Raw genomic sequence first — 16,026 nt, forward strand, 5'->3', positions numbered from 1 at the left:
TAATGAGAATTGTCATTTCAACTGCCGTTCCACTCAGATTCCGGCACATAAACATGCCCGTCCGCCAATTTACGCGCAGTCCTCACCAGACCGGCGGAAATTACATTGAACTCCCCGTCGTTCGAGAAGTCCACCAGAACGTCGATCTTGCCCGAGGCGTGCTCCAATACAACTTCAGCCGGGCTTGAATCCGGGCGATCAAGCGACGCGTCTGCCACGGTTCCGGGCGTCAAGGCGCAAGATGCCATGCATTGCGCACCCGTGACGGCCATAGTTGGGTGAGTTTTCCACGGCATGAAATACCGAACTGCAAGGGTTCCACCCTCCTTGGCGGGTGCCATCAGGCCGAATTTGGGAGTAACCGATTTTGATACGTCCCCCATACCCATCAGTTTTCCGGCTTCGATCCGCACGGCCTCCATTCGATCAAAGAAAGCACGGTTGGCATCCAGCTCTTCGGCGCTTTCATATCCTGTCAGCCCAAAATCCGCTGCCCGGGCTATGGCCATCGGCATGGCGACATCCATGCACGTCAGCTCGATCCCCTGCACTGTATCGCGCAACTTTCCTGTGGGTAGAAATGCACCTGTTGCCGAGCCAACAACGCCCATAAAGCTCAGTTGCACGGGTGCAGAATGACCGGGAACCCCCGCGATTTCCGCATCGCCCTCGTAGACCAACTCTCCGCCCGGGGTTTGCACTTTGGCAACGACACGAGCGCCTGTATTGACGGCGCGAATGCGGATTTCGGTCTCATCGCCGTTGGGCTGAAGCAATCCCATTTCGATCGCAGCTGGACCAACTCCTGAGAGGATGTTTCCGCAGGTGGGTTTAAAATCGACAAGCTTCTCATCAACAGAAACCTGAGCGAAGAAATAGTCGATATCGGCCCATTCGTCTTCGCTGACTGAAAGCATCGCCACTTTGGTCGTCACTGCGTTTCCACCACCAATCCCGTCGATATTTAGCGCTTGCCCGGCCCCGAGGGCAGCGACCAGCACATCAGCCAGCGTGTCCCTATCTTCAGGCAGATCAGAGCGCCGAAAATAAGGCCCTCGGGAAGTGCCGCCGCGCATGAAAACATATGGGATTGCTGTCTGGGTCATTGCGAACCCTCCTTTACAAACCGTTGAAATTCCTGAATTCAGCGCTGCCCGGACCGCCTGATTGGCCTGCCGGGCAACCGTGAAGCGCCTACTTGAGTGGCCATGGCAGGTTCACCATGTCTTGCAGCAGACCCGGCGGGAAATCCCGGTTCAGGGCACCAGCCATGAAGCACATGAAACCGATGCCGCAGGCCGTCAGGAGCAGCGTCATCTGCCAGCTGGACCCAGCGCGAATGCGGAAGAATGCGATCAGGAACCCGATCAGGGCGAGGATGAACCCCACAACCCAGGTGGCCGCGATCAGACTTGCGAACCACGCGAGCGTTGACCAAAGTCCATGTGGCGCGCTTGCATCCTCGCCGGCAATTTCCTTGTCGGCAAAGATTGCATCCCCCTCGGGTCGCCGCATCATCTGGATCAACAGAATGACGCAGCAGAACAGCGACACGCTGCCGATCACCAGCGGGATGATCTTGTCGGTCATGTTGTAGTCAGGGATCATGTTGGCATTGACCAAAGCCACGATCAGATAGGCCATGATCACCAACAGGAAGATCAGCGGCGCGCGCTTGCTGCCGGATTTGACCTCACCTTCGGCCATGATCATCTTGGCTTGACGAATGCCTAGAATGACCGAAACCACGGTGACCACGATCAGTATGATAACGATCGGGCTGAAGACATACTCCATGCCTTCGCCAAAGCTCTTGCGGAAGCGGAAAGAGGCAATCTGGAACGCCTGGTTGGTGAATTTCTCAACCGGGTTCGACAGCACGAACCCAATAAGAAAGGCCGGGCGCGACCAGTCGAAACGGCGCAGGAAAATGCCGATCAGACCGATGACGAACAGGGCCAGCAGGTCTTCGAAGTTTTGGCCGGACTGGAATGCCGCGAAGCTGATCAGCATGAACAAAAACGGCGCCAGATAGGTGAAGCGGATTGTTGTCAGTTTGGCGATCCCGCCCGAGGCGGCGATACATAGGATGGTGCCCACCACGTTGGCGAGAGCCAGCAGCCAGACAATCGAATAGGTAATGTCGAGATTGTCTTTGAGCATGCTAGGACCGACCTCGATATCGCCGGATCCCAACAGTGCAACAGCGCCGATAAAGATCGCCATCGAACCCGAGCCGGGGATACCAAACAGCAGCGTTGGGACAAGCCCCCCGCCCTCCTTAGCGTTGTTCGAGCTTTCAGGCCCGATAACGCCACGCACTTCGCCTTTGCCGAAGTTGCTTTTGTCTTTGGTCGATTGAACTGAATGGCCATAAGCGATCCAGTCGACAACCGAGCCACCAAGGCCGGGGATGACACCGACAACCACGCCGATGATCGAACAGCGGACCGACAGCCAGATATTCGCAGCCCAGTCTTTAACGCCATCCAGCCAACCAGCCCCTAGCGAAGCGCCCTTGGCAATGGACCGGTCTTGACGCAGCAGCGAGACGATTTCCGGCACCGCAAAGATACCCAAGCCAACGATGACCAATTTCAGACCGTCGGTCAGGTAAGGAATGTCATAAGTGGCCATACGAAGTGAGCCGCCTGCATCCGCCTCACCAATCGTGCCAACCATCAGGCCCAGCCCTGCGGCGGCGACACCCTTCAACGGGATACGTCCGGCGAGAATGGCGACCATCGACAAACCAAGAATGGTGATCATCAGCATCTCGGGCAGACCGAATGCCAGAACGATGGGACGCGCGACCAAGATGAACATGGTCAGAAAAGTTGCGCCGACCAAACCGCCAAACAGCGATGAAGCAAAGGCCGCTGACAATGCTCGCGCGGCCTCGCCTTTTTTCGCCATCGGGAAGCCGTCCAGCACCGTAGCCTGCGAGGCAGAGCTACCGGGGATGCCCATAAGAACTGATGCGAAGGTGTCAGAGGTTGGAACAACGGCAACCATTCCGATCATCAGTGCCAATCCAAGGATCGGGTCCATGCCGAACATGAAAGGCAGCAACAGGGACAGACCAGCAATACCGCCAAGCCCCGGGAAAACACCTACGGCCAGTCCCATAACGACACCAAGAACAAGGTACCCCAGAACGATAGGTTGCAGGATCAGACCCCACGCGTCACTGAGCGCAGGAACAGCTGTGGCGAAAACCTCCATAGCGGCCGCCTTTCATAAATTGTCTTGTGTTTGGAAAAGCGCGCGCCCGACATTGGGGCACGCGCGGTGGTGTTTGGGCTTAGTTCAGCTCGACACCATAGGCTTCTTTGAGCCAGTTCAGAACGTAGGCTTTGGCGTTGTCGTCCACGTTTGTCGCGGTTTGCAGTGCCGCTTTAGAGCCGTCACCTACGAACACTGGGTATTTGCCCACGCGCTTCGAGGAGATATCGGCAAAGTCGCCGCGCTCCGTCACAGCCTGGAACGCAGCTGTGTATGCGTCGACCACTTCCTGAGGTGTATCACCCGGCAGGAAGGCCAGCTTCTGAACGGGGAACCCGGCTACAAAGAACGCTTTCCACGCATCCCATGCCTCACCGGTGGTTTCACAGCCATCGGTGGCCTCGCACACTTCTTTGAAAGTCGGGATATCCGGGAAGGTCGGGTCACGGACGATATTACCATCTGCATCCAGAGCACCCCAGGTCATCATCGGCACAGCCTGACCGGATTCAACCAGCGGCGCCGATCCACCCAGATAGCCGGACGAGGTCTGATAATCGATGTTGGCTTCGCCGCGCTCGAACATCAGACGACCATCGCCGCGGCCTTTGATACCAAAGACAGGCTCGACGTTCATACCCAGCATTTGCCAGGCCAGCAGCGGCACAAGGTCGAGGCGTGTCGCGCCCTGCGAACCATAAATGAAGTTGGTGTCTTTCAGAGCGTTCGCGGAGCCATCAAACTTTGCTCCATCTTCGGCGTTCAGATAGGCAACACCACCGGTTCCCGACGCCATAACTGGAATCCAGTCGTTGTATTCATAGCGCACGCGGGGATCGCTCAGCAGATATGGGAATTGAGTTGAACCGGAGGTGCCAAACAGCAGCGTACCGTCGTCATGGCTCTGCTCCTGGAACCAGTTTGCGCCCTTGGTCGAACCAGCGCCCGGCATGAATTTCACCACTACGGTCGGTTGACCTGGCAGCGCTTCGGATAGAAGCGGCGCAAAGAAGTTGGCCCATTTGGCAGACCCGCCCGTTTCCGAGAACGGGATGACCCATTCAACTGTCTTGCCCGAGAAATCGACCTCGGCGGCGGCAGGCGCTGCGATACCGGCGGCGGCAATCAGCCCCACGACGGCGCGACGGGTGAAGTTGGAAATGGTCATTGGTTCCTCCCTGTTGACCAGACAACCACGTCAACGCCCTCCGCGCTACCGTGATCGCAAATAGAACTGTGGGGTTGATTCCCCCTCCCATCTGGCAATCATGGAGTGCCAACCTTGCGCGAAACTTGCAGGAGACCCGATGCGGATCGTCATCGTCGAAGACAACGAGACCCTCGCCAAAGCTATTGCCTATCGCCTACGTGACCGGGGTCATGCAGCAGAAGTGCTTTTGGATGGCGATGAGGCTGACTTGTATCTTGCGCAAGAGGGCGCAGACTTAGTTGTTCTGGACATCAATTTGCCTGGACAGTCGGGACTGGAGATCCTGAAGTCTCTTCGCAATCGTGGTGACGGCGTACCAGTGATCTTGCTTACGGCACGTGCCGAAACAAGCGATCGGGTTTCGGGGTTAGATATGGGCGCCGATGATTACCTGGTTAAGCCATTCGAAATGGACGAGTTGGAAGCACGTATCCGGGCACTTTCCCGACGCAAGGAACTCGACTACGGAGCAAAAGAGAGCATCGGCGGCCTGGAATTCGACCGCGCTGCCCGTCAGGTAAGTGTACAGGGCGAGGTTATGGATATTCCGCGGCGGGAAATCGCGGTGCTTGAGTGCCTGTTGGAACGCAGGGGCAGAATTGTTCCCAAAAGCCAACTAACGGATTACGTCTACGGCGTGGGTGCCGATGTCGAGGCCTCCGCCGTCGAGCCTCATGTATCGCGGCTGAGAAAACGTCTTCAAGATCTGGGTATTAGAATAAAGACAGCCCGTGGTCTGGGGTATCTGCTTGAGGTGCAGAAGTGATCAATCACGGCTCGCTCAGGTTAAGACTTTTCATTCTTATCCTAACTCCCTTGGTGTTAATTGCCGCTCTGCTTGGTCTTTGGCGCTTTATGATTGCGCAAAATACGGCTCAGGAATTGTTCGACGACAGCCTGTTATCTGCAGGTCTCGCAATATCGCGAGATGTTGCGATTTCGGGAGGTGATGCGCTGTCACCAACGACACGCAGCATGATCCGTGACGCATCAGGCGGAGAGATTTTTTACCACGTAACGGGCCCCGGCGGCATCTATGTGACAGGCTATGCCTACCCCCCTGCCGCCGCCAACCCGTCTGATCAAGAGGTGTACAAGCCCCAGTTTTTCGAAGCGCTCTACCGCCAAGAACCAGTGCGCGTTCTAAAGATGACAGAACGCGTGACCATTGAAAATCTAATCGGAGATGCGACGGTTACAGTCTGGCAACGTATGGCGGATCGCAACGCTTTCGCGAATGAATTGTCAATCCGCGCAGGAATTCTAATGGGAATTCTGCTTGCCACCCTCGCCATTGTGGTGTGGTTCGGCGTCGCGCGCGGCCTTAGGCCCTTGTTGGATTTGCAGGACGCAATTGACCTGCGTTCACCAGATGACCTCAGTGAGATCAAGCGCCCTGTTCCAGCCGAAGTTCAAGGAGTTGTCAGAACCCTGAACCGGCTTTTTGGACAGGTGGAAAAAAGTATCAACGCCCACCAAGTGTTTATATCCGAAGCTGCACATCAACTGCGGAATCCAGCGGCGGCCGTGCAGTCAATGGCCGAAGCGCTGCAAGATGCGAAAACGGATGACGACCGAGAAAAACGCATCTCAGAGCTTGTTGCAGCGGCTAAAAACTCAGCAACAGTGGCCGAACAGCTGTTGTCACTTGAGAGGCTCAGGCAGCCGACGCACCAAGACCAAATGGATAAAATTGACTTTCGTTCGGTCGTGGAAGAGGCCTGCGCTGAGATGGGAGTTCACATCCTCGCAAAGGGTATCGAGTTTGATGTCACGATGCCTGAGAAGGCAATCACGGTATCCGGCGATCGGGTCTTTCTGATTGAGGCTTTAAAGAACCTGCTGGACAACGCAGTCAAACACGGTGGCCCAGAGTTGAGCCAAATCTCAGTTGTGCTGCGGCGTGACAATAAATTCGTCAACCTAACCGTGGCGGATGACGGAGCTGGCCTTTCGCCAGACCAAAGCGAAGTCGCATTCAATCGGTTTTCTCAGTTGGAGTATTCCGAGGGCAGCGGATTGGGGTTATCAATCGTCTCTGCAGTGGCGCAGCGCCACGGAGGAATTGTCGAAATCAACCAAGTCGAAAGAGGAGCTAGCATTACGCTTGAGCTCCCCATAGTCCTGTAATCTGTTTCAAATTCCCCTCGGAACTTGAAACCAGTCAAAGTTGACGCGAGATTCACGATTGCCGCGAAAAATAAGTTTATTTGCCCTGAGCGACGAACGCAGCGGTCAAAATCTATTTCTATGTCTATGTCGGCTTGCAAAGCGTGGATAGTTGACATTTTCCAGGAACTTAGCCCGACTAAGTCAGATCAGACATGGTGCTTGCTCAACCTGTACTGAAGGTGCGCTCTGGGTGAGACATCAACCGTGGTCCAATCTTACCAAAGATCCCGAGGTCACGCCAACCGTTGCAAAAAGGCTTCGGCCGTCGCGACATGCCTGTGCTTGACTTCTGGCGACATACGATGCGCTGTACGGCACATCATGGCCCATCGCGGATTACTGGAAAGTCTATCGGCATGCTTCAAGATAAAACGCCAATAAAGACCATCCCATACATCTGCCCAGGGCCCTTTGCCCCAATGGCTCATTTTGCGAACGTAATTTGATCCAGAAAAATAGGGTTTTGTTGTAATCAGCCCGCCATCGGCGTGCTGGCTCATTGCATAAGCGTTGGGAACCATCACCCAATCGTAACTGTCGACGAACATTTCCATAAACCAGCGATAGACGGCGTCTGGATCGATCTCGCACAAAAACATAAAACCACCCAGAACCATGAGCCGCTCAATGTGGTGACAATATCCGGTTTTAAGCACTCTTTGGATCGTATCATCCAGCGGATCAATTCCCGTGGTGCCTTGGTAGAATGCGTCAGGCATGGGGCGCGTATGGCCCCAGTGGTTCGTCGTACGCATCGGAACGCCAAGGTCTTCATAGGTTGCGCGCATGAATTCGCGCCAGCCAACGATCTGTCGGATGAACCCTTCGACTGAGTTTAGCGGAATGCCCTTTCGATCAGCGTGCGCCAGAGCACCGTCCAAAACTTGCAGTGGCGTCAAAAGCCCAATATTCAGAGCCGGCGTAAGGACGGCATGCCAAAGCCAGTTTTCGCCTTCGACAATGGCATCCTCGTAGTCGCCGAAGCGATCAAAACGCCGTTCCAGAAACTGTGCCAGCCAATCAGCCGCAGCTTTATGTGATGTCGGATAGTAAAGCGTGTCCAGGTCGCCCAAAGCGTGCGGAAACTCGGCCAGAACTTGCGCCTTTGCGGTTTCGTCAACCGCATCATGGGCGGGCCAGTCGATCCAAGGCAAACTGGCCAGTTGCCCTTTGGGTACCTTCTTTCGGTTGTCTTCGTCAAAGCTCCATTGGCCACCAAGTGGTTGATCACCATCCATTAAGATGGACAAACGGCGGCGCTGCCTTCTGTAGAACTCGGCCATGAACCAACGTTTGTGATCCGCCGACCATGCAAGATTGTCCGCCCGCGTATTCAAAAAGCCAGGCGAAGGCTTAAGATCAAGCGTGATGTTGGTGCTCTTCGCCGCCGTATGCAGCCGTTTTTCACATATATAATCAACCGGTTCTGCCATGACGACTCGATTGACGCCGCGCTGATGCAGGTCCTCGAACAACCGCATGCACGCCCCTGCCCTCGGCGCGTATTTGCAGATCGTCGCTTTGAATCCCTGCGCAAGCAGATCGTCGCGATACCGCGCCATAGAAGCCCGGTGCAGCCAGAGCTTTTGCTTGTGCATTGTGGCTGGATAAATTGCATCACCAAAGAAAAGCGGGTCTTCAAAGAGCACAACATGATCGGGCCGAGTGACCAGACCTGGGTGTTTGGCAAAAAGCTGGTTTGGAAGAATAATGGTGGCTGAAGACATGGGGGTTCGCGTGATTTGGTCAGTCGGCCAGATTCATCTGGCTCAAAATTGAGGGGATCTTTTTTCTCAGACCGAAAAATCCGGCTTTGGCCTGCGGCCAAGCAACAGCATCATATTGTCGAACAACCCGGTGCATAGTGATACCGACGCCTTTCAATACAGGTTCTGCGCGATCCAATCGGGATCGTACAGGGCCGACAGGCGCATAAGCTGTTGCAATGGTCGAAACACCAGCAGTCTTTGCCGCCTTGATCAGCGGGACAGACCAGTCCTCGGCTGTTTCCGCAATCTGCGCGAAGGGTTCCAGAGCATCGTTCATTGCGCCTGCTGTAAAATCCCGTGCGATGTTTCCTATCGGATTTGGGGAACGACCACGGGTGGCCATAAGACCGATCACGTGAGCGGGCGAAGACGACATAAGGGCAGCGCCAGATAGGTCCTCCTCGGTCAAGAGCAGAAGATAAGGAGTATCCGACCGTATGTGAGACAATGAAAGAGGAACGTGCGGGTGCTCTATCGGCTCTGTCAGCGGCGCGGCGGAGATTGTCAGACCCTTGGGGTGAAACCGACCTTCAGTATATTTGGCGATGTTGTCCGGTCTTGCCAGATAAATCCTGCCCTTGGTGTGTAAACCGCCAACCCAGCGCCAGCTCAGCGTGTTCGACGCGGGATCGCCATCCATTAGATGCCGCAGAAAGAAATCTGCACCAAGCTGCCACGGCAAGCGCAACGTGAAAATCCAAATTGAGGCGAACCACATGCGTGCATGGTTGTGCAAATAGCCATTTGTCACCAGTTCACGTGCCCAATGGTCAAAACAGTCAATACCAGTATTGCCTGTCACCGCGCTTCTGAACTGGCTCTTTAACTCTGGATCACTTTCGAGCGATTGAATCGTGGTGATGAGGTCGCGTTGGTATTGAGTCCAGACGCTTGGCCTTTGTTCCAGCCAACCCTTGAAATAGGTGCGCCAGAAAATTTCTTGGACGAACTTCTCTGATGCGCTGGCGCTGTGTGCGGCCAGAACCCGTTCAAGCACCTCTTGCTCGGTGATCAAGCGGTGCCTTAGCCAAGGCGATAGGCCCGAGACGTTGCTGCGTCGTTCGGCGCCAAAGTCATAGTTGCGTGTCCGGACATAATGCCGCCCGGTGCGTGCAGCGAACTGCTGCAGCCTTTTTAGACCATCGGCGCGTCTGGGTTTGAAAGCGATTGGTTCGGCCGCTTCCGCTAGTTCCGGAAAAATCTCAGTCATGAGGCCGACCTGCATTTTTTTGAGCAGTACTTCACCTCATCCCAATCCTTTTCCCATTTCTTGCGCCAAGTGAAAGGGCGTTGACAGGCAGGACAGATTTTCTGCGGCAAGTCGGCTTTCTTCCGTATTTTCATGACGGATCCCCAAAAGGTAGACTGAGCTGCGTTTGACTTTCCGCGCCACGCGAACTCTTGCGCGATACCCGTCTGTGCTTTCGGCTTGCGTGTTTCGCAGAAATCGCTTGTGCTTCAATGCGAAACTCTGCGCTTCGCCGGATACTCCAGACACGTTCACGGGCAGTTTTCGCGGCTGTGAGATGGTCAAAAACGCGCCCTGGATAGATGGTTCCTATGATCTGTTGCGCGTTGCTTGCTGTCCAGGGCTCGTGGATATGCTGATCTGGGATATGCGCTAATTCCGGCAACCACGTACGAATGAACACGCCCTCAGGATCCTGATCATAGCCCTGTTTGACGGGATTATAGATACGCACGGAATTGATCCCGGTGGTTCCCGATTGCATCTGTACCTGGTTCCAATGAATGCCCGGTTCATAGTCGGTGAACATGCGCGCCAAATGCAAACCCGGTGCCCGCCAATCAAGCCATAAATGATAACTCGCCGTGGCCATTACCATTGCGCGCATCCGAAAGTTAAGCCACCCCGTTGCGTGCAATGATCGCATGCAAGCATCCAAAAAGGGATAGCCTGTTTCGCCGTTGGACCATGCGGCCAACAACTCGGCGTCTGGCTTTTGGGGCCGCAACCCGTCGTTGAGCCGGTGCAAATTCTCAAACTCAATGCGCTGCTCATCCTCGAGCTTTTGTATAAAGTGGCAATGCCAATGCAATCGGCCAGAGAAAGATCGAAGGGACTTGTGCCAGTCCTTTGCGTGCGGTGGCAACGCCCGCTGTTGCTTCTTTGTCGCTTGCGTCACCTCGCGCATCGAAAGCGCGCCCCAAGCAAGATAGGGCGAGAGCCGCGAACACGCGATGGCCCCTTTTAAAGGACTGGACATTTCGCGTTGATAGCGTTCGCCGCGGTGGGTCAGAAAGCTGTTTAGCCGTTCTAAACCTGCTCGCCGCCCACCAACTTGTCGCGCCGCGCACAAATCATCCCGCAAGCCGAGGTCATGCTCAGTTGGAATGAAACCGGGTTCTACTTCAATCGGTTCCAGCGCAACAGGGGGCGAGATTGGCTGATGCATGAATCTATCCCAACGTTCCGCCCATCCATCGCGCGATTTGAGCCTGCGAAACACGCCATGATTTTGAACTTCGAACTGTCGCACACCATGCTTCTTACACCATGCGGCAACCCGAAGGTCCCGACGAAAAGTCCAATCATTCCCTGTCTCTTCGTGCGACCAAAGGCACTCTATCTGGTCAAGTTTCCTCAATTCAGACAAGACCGACGTCATTTCTCCCAAGCGCACTACGAGAGGTTGGCCAAGTCTTCCTAGGTTTGCGCGCAATTCAGTGAGAGTCTCTGCAACAAAGCGCCACTGTCGCGCAGAGGCGTCGGGCTGCTGCCAAAGCTCGGGTTCAACCACATAGAGCGGCAGAACTGGCCCAACACGCGACGCATGCAACAATGGCAGATGATCTTCCACCCTCAAATCGCGTTTGAACCAAACAACTTGCACGATATCTCCTAACGGCTCTTATTTAAGATACGTGCGCTGCCCTAAAATGGATTTACAATCAGCGGTCCCCGCCTTTCACCAGCGCCACACATCGCACAGAGCAGCCGTTGACGACCCTTACCTCATTGGCAAAAAGTCCGCATAGCAGGCGCTTACACCGGGCGCGTTGAATGGCCGATCCGAGCCCAAAGCGGATCCATTATTTGGAAACAGACAACACTTCCGTGGTATCAACTAGGAACGCGCTGAAATTCGACTACGCAAGCAACTTTAACTCTGGTTTGAGGTGCTAACGAGGACTTTACCCGGGTCGATACCTACTCAGTGTCTCCAGTATCACATTCCGTGTATTTTCGTCGTTGTGGAAAATCCTGTCGGCGAGAAACTCGGACGGAAACTCCGGCCATGTTCTTCGCATTTCAGCAACGAGCCGTCGTGCTTCTTCTGAACTTCCCAACTGATCGTACGCGACGGCTTGGAATAAGAGCGAAGGAGCACTGACTGGCGCTCCGGCAGCTGGCGCTCCCTGAAAGGCTTCAACAACATTTTCGTAGTTCCCGAGCATAAGTTGCGACACGCCCCAGATGTTTCTCGCACCAAACCTACCGGATCCTGATTTAGGTCTCTCCGGGTTGCTAACCTCGGCAGCAAGTTCCGGGGCATCCGCCAAGATAGCAGTGATACCTGCAAGGTCGAGAATATGGCCATCCGTCGGCGCCAGTTCGACGGATATTCTAGCGTATTTCAATGCCTCGTTTGGCTGGTTTTTAACGGCCAGTACCCAACCATTTGCACCGTTTGCCCACGCATCAGCCGGGGACAATTCAAGCGCTTTTCCAGACATTTCTGAGGCTTGATTGAAGAGATCATCCCTTTGTGCTTCATCCGGCGTCAACACCGCCAGGATCGCCAAGACCTGCGCTGATCCGGCATAGCCGTCGGACAGAGCCGGGTCGAGTTCCCTAGCGTGCTGGAACATTCCCAGCGCTATTTGCTGACGCTTGACATCAAAAACGGGGAAAAACATGCCGCGGGCTTGATCCGCAAGGTTGGCCGCCTGGAGTCTTGTCAACGATTGTTCACCAAGCGCCACACGTTCTGCTTGTTCAATGGATCGAGTTGTTGGCACAACCTCTCTGTTATCCTGGCTTATCCAGATGCCAAGCACAGCGATTAATACAAGAACACCCAGTCCAGCAGGCAGCAGTTGCCGCGAACGCCAACGGCCAACTGGATTGTCGCTCTGCAGTTCACTTGATAGGCGGTCTTCACTTGTAGGTTCGTATGAAAACCGCGGCTTGTATCCGCCGGGGTCAACAAAAATGCGAACGCCACTGCCGTCCCAGTGATCTTCGTAGAACTGATGCAAAAGACGACGCAGTCGCCTTGCCTCAACGCGAACCAGGTTTTGACCACCAGTACCATCTATGCGCCGCCCATAGACCTCAACAGCGATAGCTTTGCCTCTAATCTGAGTGCTTCGACCAGATAGAGATTCCTCGACTATGTAGGTTAGAAATTGCGTGAGTCGGGGTGAAGCTTGAAACCCGTCGCTTGATACAATTCGACTCAGGGCTTCCCGGATGAGCTCCGGAGAAGGTTGTCCAACATCTTGATTTATTGGCAATTCGTTGGATTTGTTCAATGTCAACTTACCCCCAACTCACGGTGACTCACTTGGCCTTTGCGGTCAACCGCACTCATCTTGATTTGAGAATAGATAGTGGATGTCGGGATTTTTCCAGTGACGGTGGACTTGATTGAAGAAATTCCAGAACTTTCCGATGTGCTGTCGAGGCGCATCGAAACGGATGCGCTATTCGGCGAGGTCATAGAAGACCTGAAGAAAGCATCTGCGTTTTCAAAAGACGCATCGATCCCGGCCTCAGAGCGCGCCGAGTGGGCCCACATCAAATCTGAACTCATCAACGAGCTTCGCCGGATGTTGAAGCGCAACCTGTGAGATACTTCTAACTGAGGACCAATCCATGACCAAGGAAGACAATAGAAAAGACCAGGACGACAAACAGGTTCAGGCGTCAGATCAAATTGAAGACCCGTCGCGGCGGAGTGTTCTTAAGGGCTTGGCCACCGGAGCGGCTGCAACAGGAGCGGCTGGGTTTGCGGCAGGAAGTGCCGAGGCCCACGAAGGAGACGGCCCACTAGGAGAGACGCTCAAGAACCCATATGGTGGTCGACCCGCAGGCGGCATATCTTTGCCGGAGTACTTCCGTCCTACGAAATACATGACTGGTTCAAACGCGAACTATTTTCCACTGAGTGAGGAATTGGGGCCAGACGAGATGCGCATCTCATTCTGTGGCTCAACACCATATCCGCCGCGCGAAGATCAGGCGGGTACTTGCATCATGGTGGAATTGGGAAATGGAAAACGTTTCTTCTTCGATTTTGGATCTGGTTGTGTCCGCAACATCATTGCCATGCAAGTGCCAGGGCAACTGATCAACGACATCTTCATCTCTCATTTGCATGTCGACCACTACGCTGACATTCCATATATTTATCCGTTCCGTGCTTGGTCGGGCGGGTACACGCCACTACGCATCCATGGTCCCTCTGGTCGAACACCCGAACTTGGAACAGCCGGAATGGTCAAAGGCATGCAGCAGATGCTCAAGTGGCATCTGGAGGCCTTTGATGTTTTCCCGATTGGGGACGGCTACGAGATCGAAGTCAACGAGTTTGATTTCCGTCAGGAAGGCGGCATCGTTTATGACGAAGATGGCGTGACTGTTCGGTCTTGGCCTCGAAGCCATGCCAAGGACGGTGCGGTTGGCTATCGGCTCGATTGGAACGGGCTGAGCTTTGTATGGACCGGCGATGGTCGCCCGGATGAGCTTTCACGGAAATACGGCGAAGGCGTTGATGTCTTTGTAACCGAAATGTCGGGACAGGATATTGGTCAGTTGATGACCTACAAATACGGTATCCCACAGGATCTCTTTAACTACACTATCGATACGCATCACACCTCCCACTATGCCGTGGGTAAGCTCTTTGCTGACACAAGGCCGCGTTTGGGAATGGTGACACACTATACCCAGGACGAAGACATCGATGCAGAAATGCTGGCTGGTATTCGCGCCCACTACGACGGTCTTTTCCAATGGGGTCTCGATGTAGCCGTTGTTAACGTGACCAAGGATGCGATCTGGTACAGGAAAGCTGCACTGCCTGGAAAATCCGGCACTGTCCCACCATTCCGCGAACTGGCTGCGGCAGCAGAGGCCGGGCGTATTGAGCTTCCGGATGAAATCACATTACCGAATCCGAGGCTCACTCGAGCAGATCAGCAAGACCAGAAGTATCGAGATATGGAGATCGATCCACGCGAATACTACCCAACTGACGTTTTCCGAGCACCCGGCGGGGACTGGCCGCAGGACTTTACCATCAAAGTTTCGGATGTAATCGGCTCGCGTGATGAAGACTGAGAGGAGATCGAACAATGATTGAATTTGGTTCGACTTCTGCGATCCCCGTAACGATCCTTACCGGCTTTCTTGGAGCCGGTAAGACTACACTTTTGAACCGGATCCTAACAGGCAATCACGGGTTGCGGGTTGCGGTTCTTGTAAATGACTTTGGATCCATAAACGTCGATGCAGACTTGGTGGTCGGCCTCGAAGATGACGTTATGAGCCTCGCGAATGGGTGCGTTTGCTGCTCGATACGAGATGACTTGATCGAAACGGTGGAAGCCGTTCTCGCTCGGCCCGAGAAACCGGAATACATCGTCCTTGAAGCAAGTGGAGTGTCGGATCCGTCGTCAATTGCGATGACATTTACCGATCAGAAGTTTCGGGACATGATCCGCTTGGACAGCCTTATGTGTCTGGTCGATGCGGATCAGCTATTTGCTGCGCCAGAACAAATGGAACTGAAGCTACGTCAAATCGCGTTTTCAGATATGGTTATTTTGAACAAGGTCGATCTTGTCGACAGGGCTGCTGTTCAAAGGGTGCACGATTGGCTCGGGTCTCGTTTCCGTCGCTATCGTTTGGTCGAAGCTGTCAATGCGGACGTCCCACTGGATATACTTCTTTCAGTCGGTCGCTTTGCCGCCGAACAGCTCGAAACAGAAATACCCGATCATCACGAACATGGACCGGATTGTGGTTGCCACGCCTCTGACCACTCAGACAGCTTCTCAACAACCATGATGAAAGCTGAACGCCCGATCAGCTTATCTTCTCTCCGGAGCGCAATTCGAAAGCTTCCGGGCGATGTGTATCGCCTCAAGGGTTTTGTTTTTAGTGAGGAGGATCCGGATCATCGCATTCTCGTTCAGGTCGTTGGAAAACGTATGGACATCGCACGTGATGGCGCTTGGGGTGACCGCAAACCCGAAACAAGGCTTGTCGCAATAGGTGCACGGGGGGCGCTCTCCGAGGATGTGCTTTCGGATACGCTTATGGAGACGGTCTGAGCCCCAGATTCGATCAAGTATCTTTGCTATAAGTCAACCGTGCTGGACAATTTCATCCAGTTCGGCGGGGGACGGTAAGTGAGTGGACCGTTCCCCAACTTATGGCACCGAACCTATTGGATGGGCTTAGCTTCAGGAAGCGGCGAAACTACAAATCGCACCGAAAATAAACGCCGACCTTGTTTGCATCGCGGTCACTAAAACTATTTCCTGGAATAAGTGGGCTGAGCTGGAAATGGACTTTCAGAATTACATGAACGAGGCGGTTTCACAGAAGGCTGCTGGAACGGAAACAATATGTTTCGAGACGTCTATGCCTTATAATTCGAGTTCTTTGGCGTTTGT

Annotated in this window: 13 protein-coding genes and 1 pseudogene; 5 read left to right on the forward strand and 9 right to left on the reverse strand. The window is 54.2% G+C overall.

Features of this window, described 5'->3' with window-relative positions:
• Positions 1 to 17 precede the first annotated feature (17 nt).
• From ACR0AK_RS16640 to ACR0AK_RS16650, 3 genes are all read right to left on the reverse strand, one after another.
• The gene (locus ACR0AK_RS16640; RefSeq protein WP_480794161.1) at positions 18 to 1,106 is read right to left on the reverse strand and encodes a 4-oxalomesaconate tautomerase; all 1,089 of its coding nucleotides are present in this window, start codon (positions 1,104 to 1,106) and stop codon (positions 18 to 20) included.
• A gap of 88 nt (positions 1,107 to 1,194) precedes the next feature.
• Positions 1,195 to 3,225: a tripartite tricarboxylate transporter permease gene (locus ACR0AK_RS16645; RefSeq protein WP_480794162.1), complete on the reverse strand. Its 2,031-nt coding sequence runs from the start codon at positions 3,223 to 3,225 to the stop codon at positions 1,195 to 1,197.
• 79 nt (positions 3,226 to 3,304) lie between these two features.
• Positions 3,305 to 4,393 carry a type 2 periplasmic-binding domain-containing protein gene (locus ACR0AK_RS16650; protein WP_170560195.1) on the reverse strand — a complete coding sequence of 363 codons (1,089 nt, stop codon included), beginning with the start codon at positions 4,391 to 4,393 and terminating at the stop codon, positions 3,305 to 3,307.
• 139 nt (positions 4,394 to 4,532) lie between these two features.
• Here ACR0AK_RS16650 and ACR0AK_RS16655 point away from each other — a divergent pair, with 139 nt between their 5' ends.
• Positions 4,533 to 5,201: a response regulator transcription factor gene (locus ACR0AK_RS16655; protein ID WP_480794163.1), complete on the forward strand. Its 669-nt coding sequence runs from the start codon at positions 4,533 to 4,535 to the stop codon at positions 5,199 to 5,201.
• Positions 5,202 to 5,254: 53 nt separating this feature from the next.
• On the forward strand, positions 5,255 to 6,565 hold the full coding sequence (locus tag ACR0AK_RS16660) for a sensor histidine kinase (RefSeq protein WP_480794528.1): 1,311 nt from the start codon (positions 5,255 to 5,257) through the stop codon (positions 6,563 to 6,565).
• 275 nt (positions 6,566 to 6,840) lie between these two features.
• On the opposite strand, the gene ACR0AK_RS16665 is transcribed toward ACR0AK_RS16660, so the two are convergent.
• The 6 genes and pseudogenes from ACR0AK_RS16665 to ACR0AK_RS16690 all read right to left on the reverse strand — a co-directional run bounded on the left by ACR0AK_RS16665 (position 6,841) and on the right by ACR0AK_RS16690 (position 12,882).
• On the reverse strand, positions 6,841 to 8,334 hold the full coding sequence (locus ACR0AK_RS16665; RefSeq protein WP_480794164.1) for a cryptochrome/photolyase family protein: 1,494 nt from the start codon (positions 8,332 to 8,334) through the stop codon (positions 6,841 to 6,843).
• Between the two features lie 19 nt (positions 8,335 to 8,353).
• Positions 8,354 to 9,586: an FAD-binding domain-containing protein gene (locus ACR0AK_RS16670; RefSeq protein WP_480794165.1), complete on the reverse strand. Its 1,233-nt coding sequence runs from the start codon at positions 9,584 to 9,586 to the stop codon at positions 8,354 to 8,356.
• Positions 9,583 to 9,720: a DUF2256 domain-containing protein gene (locus ACR0AK_RS16675; RefSeq protein ID WP_480794166.1), complete on the reverse strand. Its 138-nt coding sequence runs from the start codon at positions 9,718 to 9,720 to the stop codon at positions 9,583 to 9,585. The genes ACR0AK_RS16670 and ACR0AK_RS16675 overlap by 4 nt, the downstream gene beginning before the upstream one ends.
• Positions 9,717 to 10,793 carry an FAD-binding domain-containing protein gene (locus ACR0AK_RS16680; RefSeq protein WP_480794529.1) on the reverse strand — a complete coding sequence of 359 codons (1,077 nt, stop codon included), beginning with the start codon at positions 10,791 to 10,793 and terminating at the stop codon, positions 9,717 to 9,719. The genes ACR0AK_RS16675 and ACR0AK_RS16680 overlap by 4 nt, the downstream gene beginning before the upstream one ends.
• A gap of 60 nt (positions 10,794 to 10,853) precedes the next feature.
• Positions 10,854 to 11,231, reverse strand: a pseudogene (locus ACR0AK_RS16685) (deoxyribodipyrimidine photo-lyase); the annotation flags it as partial.
• 301 nt (positions 11,232 to 11,532) lie between these two features.
• Complete coding sequence (locus ACR0AK_RS16690; RefSeq protein ID WP_480794167.1) at positions 11,533 to 12,882, reverse strand: hypothetical protein; 1,350 nt, start codon at positions 12,880 to 12,882, stop codon at positions 11,533 to 11,535.
• Between the two features lie 93 nt (positions 12,883 to 12,975).
• Between ACR0AK_RS16690 and ACR0AK_RS16695 the strand changes: the two genes are divergently transcribed.
• Genes ACR0AK_RS16695 through ACR0AK_RS16705 form a run of 3 tightly spaced genes read left to right on the forward strand, consistent with a single transcriptional unit; the run spans position 12,976 to position 15,681 of the window.
• Positions 12,976 to 13,194 (forward strand): hypothetical protein, encoded by a 219-nt coding sequence (locus ACR0AK_RS16695; RefSeq protein WP_480794168.1) that lies wholly within the window; start codon positions 12,976 to 12,978, stop codon positions 13,192 to 13,194.
• A 25-nt stretch (positions 13,195 to 13,219) separates the two neighbouring features.
• On the forward strand, positions 13,220 to 14,686 hold the full coding sequence (gntH, locus tag ACR0AK_RS16700) for a guanitoxin biosynthesis MBL fold metallo-hydrolase GntH (RefSeq protein WP_480794169.1): 1,467 nt from the start codon (positions 13,220 to 13,222) through the stop codon (positions 14,684 to 14,686).
• A 14-nt stretch (positions 14,687 to 14,700) separates the two neighbouring features.
• The gene (locus tag ACR0AK_RS16705; RefSeq protein ID WP_480794170.1) at positions 14,701 to 15,681 is read left to right on the forward strand and encodes a CobW family GTP-binding protein; all 981 of its coding nucleotides are present in this window, start codon (positions 14,701 to 14,703) and stop codon (positions 15,679 to 15,681) included.
• Positions 15,682 to 16,026: the final 345 nt, after the last annotated feature.

The organism is Ruegeria sp. BI12 (genome assembly GCF_056537985.1).